At 32.4% G+C, this 7,694-nt stretch carries 4 protein-coding genes; all 4 read right to left on the reverse strand.

Annotation, left to right across the window (positions count from 1 at the left end; translation table 11 throughout):
• A partial coding sequence (locus VFS71_RS08170) for a SusC/RagA family TonB-linked outer membrane protein (RefSeq protein WP_326400455.1) occupies positions 1–2,035 on the reverse strand: 2,035 nt, incomplete at its 3' end.
• A gap of 79 nt (positions 2,036–2,114) precedes the next feature.
• Positions 2,115–3,650 (reverse strand): glycoside hydrolase family 32 protein, encoded by a 1,536-nt coding sequence (locus VFS71_RS08175; protein WP_326400456.1) that lies wholly within the window; start codon positions 3,648–3,650, stop codon positions 2,115–2,117.
• A 68-nt stretch (positions 3,651–3,718) separates the two neighbouring features.
• Complete coding sequence (locus tag VFS71_RS08180) at positions 3,719–5,038, reverse strand: sugar porter family MFS transporter (protein WP_326400457.1); 1,320 nt, start codon at positions 5,036–5,038, stop codon at positions 3,719–3,721.
• Between the two features lie 826 nt (positions 5,039–5,864).
• Positions 5,865–7,694: glycoside hydrolase family 32 protein (locus VFS71_RS08185; protein WP_326400458.1), on the reverse strand; the 1,830-nt coding region annotated here is incomplete at its 5' end.

A 7,694-nucleotide genomic window follows, 5' to 3' on the forward strand; every position in this document is an offset into this window, starting at 1 on the left:
AGCCTGTCCCGTCACCATCAATATCATAGTCTGAATTTTCGATAACTCCACCCGATGTATTATTGATAAAACTAGAGAGGTATAAATAGTTTCCAATTAAATCATTCCCGTTAACTCCCCATGAAAATCTTAATTTTAAATTGGACAATGACTTATTGTCTTTTAAAAAATTCTCATTGCTTACAGTCCATGCAGCTGAAGCAGCAGGAAAAATACCATACCTATTATTAGGTCCAAATCGGGAAGAACCATCTCTTCTTAAGGAACCATAAAGTACATATTTATCATCATAGACATATTTTGCAGATCCAAATTGAGATATTTTATAGGATTCAACCTTATCCTCTATAGTTTGAAATTGTGCATCACTTCTAACAATATATCCTGAAGGATTTGTTATATCAACACCTCTTGTCAAATTATTATGATACTTGTCTTCTCTTGCCGTATTTTCAATTCCAGCTAACAATGAAATCTTGCCTTTGCCAAAACTTTTATTATATTCCAATGTATTTGTAAAGATGGTGGCAAGGGTGTTGTTATCTATATCATCAGTGGTAATATTTTGAAAAACGGAAGGAATCGACCCATTAACTGAAAATGCTTCTGTTGCAGTGTTAAATTTGTATGTGCCACTATCAAAATTCAATGTGCTATTGAAAACTAAGCCGTTAAGTATTTTGAAATTGCCATAAACATTTCCAAGAAAACGATTGATTTTTTGAACATTGTTTCTATTGCTCCATAAGTTAGCTAATGGGTTAGGTTTATCTTGTAATCCACCAGACATAGGCGCAGCATAATCTCCTAAATTAGTATATACAGGAATCAAAGGATTTTGAAGAATTGCATTTTCAAATTGATTGTTTTTCACTTCATCAATTTTTGAAAACAAAAAGTTCTCTCCTATTGTCAATCTGTCATTAAAAAACTTGTAAGAAGCATTTAATCTAGCATTCAACCTTTTATAATTAGTATACTTTTGAATCCCATTGTCTTCAGAATAGCTTACTTGGGTATACAAACTCAATTTATCTGTTCCTTTACGATACCCGAAATCAGTATTGGAAGAATAGGAATCATCAATAATTTCATTAACCCAATTCGTATCTGATGCTGTTTGTACTCCATTTGGATCAAGATACTGCGGTATGGTAAACCCTGAACCATTATTGATTAAAACTGGATGAGTCGGTGTTGTAATTCCTGCTCCTAATTGTGCCTGATAAGTTACATCTGCCCATTGTTGGGAATTCAATAAGCTTATTTTATCTCTAAGATGATTAACAATAGTTTCTGTTTTAAAAGAAAATTCAGAAACCCCTTTTTTTCCTTTCTTAGTTGTTACGACAATTACCCCGTTGGCGGCCGAAGTACCGTATATTGCTGCCGAAGCACCATCTTTCAGAACTTGAATAGACTCAATTTCATCTGGATTTAATCCAGTTGAGTTGTTTGTTTGAACACCGTCAATTACCCAAAGTGGAGCAGAACCACTGTTTACGGTTGTTAAACCTCTAATGACAATTTGAGTATCGCTTCCTCCAGGTGTTCCTCCAGAATTTATTTGCAATCCTGCAACTCTTCCTTGAAGAGCAGACAATAAATTTGGAGTAGGTTGCTTAGTGATATCAGCCATTTTTACTATTGAAACTGAACCTGATATTTCAGATCTTTTCTCTGCTGTATATCCCGTGACAATAACTACCTCTTTAAGAGTATTGCTTTCATCTACTAATACAATATTGTACATTTTATTAATGTCATCTACTTTTATGGATCTTGATTTATATCCAATAAATGTCACAATCAATTCATCCCCAATCTTGGCATTTATTAGAAATTTTCCATCAAAATCTGTAGAAGTATTAGTGTTACTCCCTTTTAAATTTATATTGGCCCCTGGCAGCCCCTGGCCATCTTCTCCTTTAACTACTCCTTTTATTTGAATCTGCTGTGCTGACATAACAGACATAAAGAAAAGAAAGCATATTGTTATACTCTTTTTCATCATTTTTAGTTTTTTAATTTTCATACATTCAATTATTTTGGTTATTTGGTTTTAGTTTTAAACATATTTATTTTTAAATTATTAAAATAGCTCTGCACATATGTTATTTAATATTTAATTGGTTTATAAATATATTTTTAAGTTCAAAATCAGAATTTGCTTTAGCGATTGAGAATGACTCCATTGGCTTATCTGAAAAATAAATCTCAGTCATAACTGTTTTTCCATTATCATAAAACACCTCGATCGAGGTTTTATCAATAATTATCCTCACTTCAATTGAATTAAAATCTGATGTGACTGGAGCCTTTGAAATTTTCTTTGCAAATTCATCTGAAAATGTTTTTTGACTTGCACTTCTTCTATCAATATAAAAACACTTATCTTTTTTGTTGATTCCAAAATGAACTGCATTGTTTTCCTTATTTGATAAAATAAAATCATAATTATCGTCCTTTAAACCATTCATCGTAAAATGAATGTCTAACCTTGACATATCTACAGTAGATTTATCAACTATCACAGTTGCTTTATCTATAGTAAGAAGATCTTTTTTAATAGTCTTTGAGATATATTTATCCAACTCCTTTACTGGAAGTGAAACAATTCTATAATGGCCATCCGTATTTATAAGTTTCAATTCTCTAGGAACAGTGGTACTACTCCTCCAATTTTTTGTCGGAACCTTATTTGCATATTCCCAATTTGACATCCAACCCATAAATAATTTACGTCCATCAGTATCAGGAATATTAGACCAAGTAACTCCAGCATAATTATCCTTACCATAATCAACCCACAGTCCTTCAAAATTGTTTAAATCTTGAGCGAATGAATCATCTAGGGTGAATGTTTTTCCGTCAAAGTTACCAACAAAGTATTGCGTTGCAGATCCTCCATTTGGACCACCAGGATTAATACTTTGTAAAAGCACCCATTTCATATCTGCTGAGCCTTCAACTTTGATAGGAAAAAAATCTGGGCATTCCCATGGAGCTCCATGCACTCCTAAATTCTTTCCAAATGCTGAAGCCAATTCCCAATCAATTAAATTTGAAGAACGATATATTTTAGTTTCCACATCCGCAGCCAGAATCATTATCCATTGATTATGAATAGCATCCCAAATCATTTTTGGATCCCTAAAATCTTTAATACCTGGGTTTTTTATTACAGGATTCCCGTTAAACTTTGTCCAAGTCATTCCTTCATCTAAAGAATATGCTATTGCCTGTGATTGATAATCTGTAGCTCCCGTTTTTTCTTTCACAGCATCGTGATAGGTAAACATTGCTACTATTGGAGGATTTTTTAGACTACCAAATCCCGAAGTATTATGAACATCTACCACGGCACTTCCTGAAAAAATATACCCCATACTATCTGGATAAAGTGCAATTTTTTGTTCCTTCCAAGTAATCATATCTTTACTTGTTGCATGGCCCCAATGCATAGGGCCCCAAATATTATCATCTGGATAATGCTGAAAATATAAATGATATAAACCTTTATAGAAAAACATACCATTGGGGTCATTCATCCAACCTTTTTTAGGTGTGAAATGAAAATTTGGTCTATATAATTCTTCATTGGTTAACACTTCTTCATTACTTGTTTTTGTAGTACTACAGCTATTCATTATATTCAGAATTAGGATAAAAAATATACTTTTAAAAATTCCTTTAGTGGACGGTTTTTTCATGCTCATTATTTTTTAATTAATATTTTACTAAGGTTTTCTAAAGAAATCCCTTTGGTTTCAGGCATCATGACAAATACAAATACAAGTTGAAAAAACATCATTATTGCAAAAAACAAAAACACAACTCCAGCTCCAATTGTAGTAAATAAAAAAGGAATCAAAGACGGAATGATAGCGGCTAAAACCCAGTGTGTTGTACTACCAAATGATTGCCCTGATGATCTTAGATGATTTGGGAAAATCTCAGATATAAACACCCAAATTACCGCACCCTGACCTATAGCATGAGAAGCAATAAATAAAAACAAGAATACTGGCACAAACACTCCCGTCCAATGAAAAAAGAAAGCCATAGAAACAAGACTTAACGAAATGATATATCCAATGGATCCAATATACATTAACATTTTACGTCCTAATATATCTATCAGAAAAACTCCAATGAATGTAAATGCAAGATTTATAAAACCAATACCTATACTGCTAAACAAAGCAGCTTTGGCACCTAATCCAGCTTCACCAAAAATCCTTGGTGCATAATATAAAAACGCATTTATACCTGACAATTGGTTAAATGAAGCCATTAAGAAAGCTAACATTAGAGGAACCCTGTATTTTTTCATGAAAATATTTTCATTCACAGGAGTTGCAATGTTATCTTTATTTACCTCTTCTATGAATTGATTTATTTCATCTTTTGAAAATACTTTCTGTAAAACTTCCTTAGCTTCTTCCATTTTAGATTCGGATAATAACCATCTTGGACTTTCTGGAATATTAAACACCAAAATCGAATAAATTAGTGAAGGAAAAACTTGTATTCCCAACATCCATCTCCAAGAATTCTCACCAATATCACTTAATAAATAATTAGATAAAAAAGCACAGAGAATTCCTAATACAATATTGAATTGGTAAAAACCAACTAAACGACCTCTATCTTTTGCCGGGGCAATTTCAGAAATATAACCCGGTGCTGCAATTGTTGAAGCTCCAATCCCTAAACCTCCAAGAAACCTAAAAACCGCAAAAACCCATGGGTCATTTGCTAATGATGTACCTAGTGCAGAAATGGCAAAAAGCAATCCTATAAGTAACAAAGTTTTTTTTCTCCCTAATTTATTTGTTGGAATTCCTCCAAAAATTGCCCCAATAACTGTACCCCATAAAGCCATAGCCATTACTACCGAACCATGAAAAAAATCTGTAGAATGCCATAATGCCTGTAACGTTTTATCTGCACCAGAAATTACTACTGTATCGAACCCAAACAAGAACCCTGCGAATGCCGCAATGATTGACCAACTCATTATTTTTTTATTCATCACTATATTTTTTTAATACTTCCAAAACTATATCTTAACATAAAATTAAACATTCCAAAATGTTACTATAACGTTTGAAAAATAACACATTTCACAACTAATTGATTAAAAGACAATTACGCAAAATAATTTTTTATTGATTCTACATTTATTTCAATTATGTTACATAAAATTTCATTTTCGAAACATCTCTTATTATACAAAAATTAGTATTCAATATTTTTTTAATACTTTAATTATCAATCTTGTTTTTATATCATTCTTTTTTTATTGATTTTAAAAAAAATAGCGCAAGCATATCAACTTCTTATGCCTAAAAAAATGACACAAGTCGGAAATATTGACAAACCATTAGAGAAAAATTAATCACATTTTAAAGCAATCCATTAGTAAGAGCCCTATAATTTGAGTTCGATTGCTACACAGCTTATTTTTCAAAATCATTTATACCCCTCGAAGTTTACAAATCATTACTACCTACAAATAGATACATATAAGTTCGAAAAAAGACCTCCAGGATATCTGATGAATAATAAAATATTGAATAATCAAACTCAGGTTTATACCAATCATTTAAAAAAGAATTAGACAGAATTAATTCGTGTTAATTCTGTCTAATTTGTGGTTAAAATATATTTAGAAGTTAAAGCAAAACTCACTAAAGTGCAATGCTTTTAATGTATATCTAAGAACAATAGACCTACAATTAAACAGACAATTGTTTGATACAAATGATAAAAGGGCAGTCCAAATGGACTGCCCTTTTATCAATATTAAATTTTCAGAAACGTTCTAAACATTTCTAACCAAAACATTTAAAAACTTATTAATTCACAATTAATTTAGCATCAAACAATTCTTCGTTATAAAAACCTTTTACAATATAAACACCCTCATTTACCTTTTTCCCATTTTCCATATAACCATCCCAATTAATGATTTGATTTTCTGAATATAACGCTGATTCAATCTTTTTTATTGGAAAACCATTTATATCAAAAACATAAGCATAAACTAGTGCATCCTCATTTTTATTGAATTTAATATTGAAATTTGCATTGGATGGATTTGGATAAACAATTGGGTGCATCGTTTCTTTTTTATCATTTACACCCTTTGAAACTGATGCTACTCCTCCACCATTGATATTATAAATTTTCAAATCTACTGCATTAGCGATACCGCCTTGTGCATATAAATCTATCAAATTATTACCAGTGGACGGAAATGAACGTGTCGCAAATGCCAGTTCATTATTCACAAACACCTCAATTACAGATGCATCAACAAAAATCCTCCAATTCACATTCCCAGCTGGCAAAACATAATTTGTAGATTGGTTTGAAAGGGGAACATCGGACAAAATGGACGATTTACTTCTATCCACTACAAAACTACTGGTTGAATAATCATAATAGATTAATGTTTGCTCACCCGTACCTACATTTTTATTAAGTGAAAAACCAACTTTAGTGGCTGTACCATGATCAACAGTTGCTACAATTTCATATTGTGAACCAGTAGCTCCATTTAACACATTCGAAGTAGACTGACTAAAACTTACATTAGAGAAACTTGCAGCACCTCCTCTTAACTTCAATAAATTAGGATGAGGGACTTGTTTTATTTTACCATTTACAAGAGTCCAAACTCGTGGCAAACTGAAAACATGTGCCCAACCTTGAGCTTTTTCCTTGGCAGAGCTAACACCGTCTGGAATTATCCCAATTGCAGTTAAATTACCACTAGCATCCGGAGCAATTGAAGGAGACAACAATTGATTAATAACATCAAGTCGCTCTGGAACCGCATTATCTCTAACAAATTGAGAACCATTAAAACTTCCAGACCAATATAAAGCATTTGCATTTGGGAGTTTATTTATCAATACAATTGATTTAGAACCAAAGTTATAATATATGGGCATTTCCCAAAAATCCCCAGTTCCATCGACCGAAGGATTACCTTCCAACATAGTTCCTTGTAGTGACCATTGTGTAAAATCTCCACCTATAGATTTATACAAAAACAATCCTCCTCTTGAAGTACCGTTTCTCAATCCTGTCCCCACCATCATATACCAATCTGAATTGTTTTGAAACACAAATGGATCTCTAAAATCTGAATTAGCAATTGAGGTTGGGGCATTTGCTATAATTGGATCACCATTCTTTTTCCAAACATCATATGGAGAAGTTGAAGTTGCAAGCCCAATTCCAGCTCTAGATTTATTAACACCGGTATAAAAAATAAAAGGCTCTCCATCTTTAACAACCGCATGACCGGACCAAATCCCTACTTCATCAAATCCTGGCTGTGGCCATAATACTTGTGTTTTTTCATTCCAACTCACAAGATCATCACTCACATAATGTCCCCAATTGATATGTTCTAAATATGGGCCATTAAAATTTCTTTGACTAAAGATATGGTATTTATTACCTACGTAAATCAATCCATGAGGTTCATTAGACCAAGCTGCTGAAGGCATTAAATGGTATTTAGGTCGATGAATATCATTTGCGAATCGCTCGGTTGGTATTTTTAAAATAGGCAATGAAGGAGTCACAGCACTAAATTGCGCTAAAATTTCAGCACTTGTTAGATTTTTATTCCAAACCGAAACTTTATCTATAGCTCCTGTCAAACCATTAGT

This window comes from Flavobacterium sp. (assembly GCF_035760125.1).
Classification (GTDB): domain Bacteria; phylum Bacteroidota; class Bacteroidia; order Flavobacteriales; family Flavobacteriaceae; genus Flavobacterium.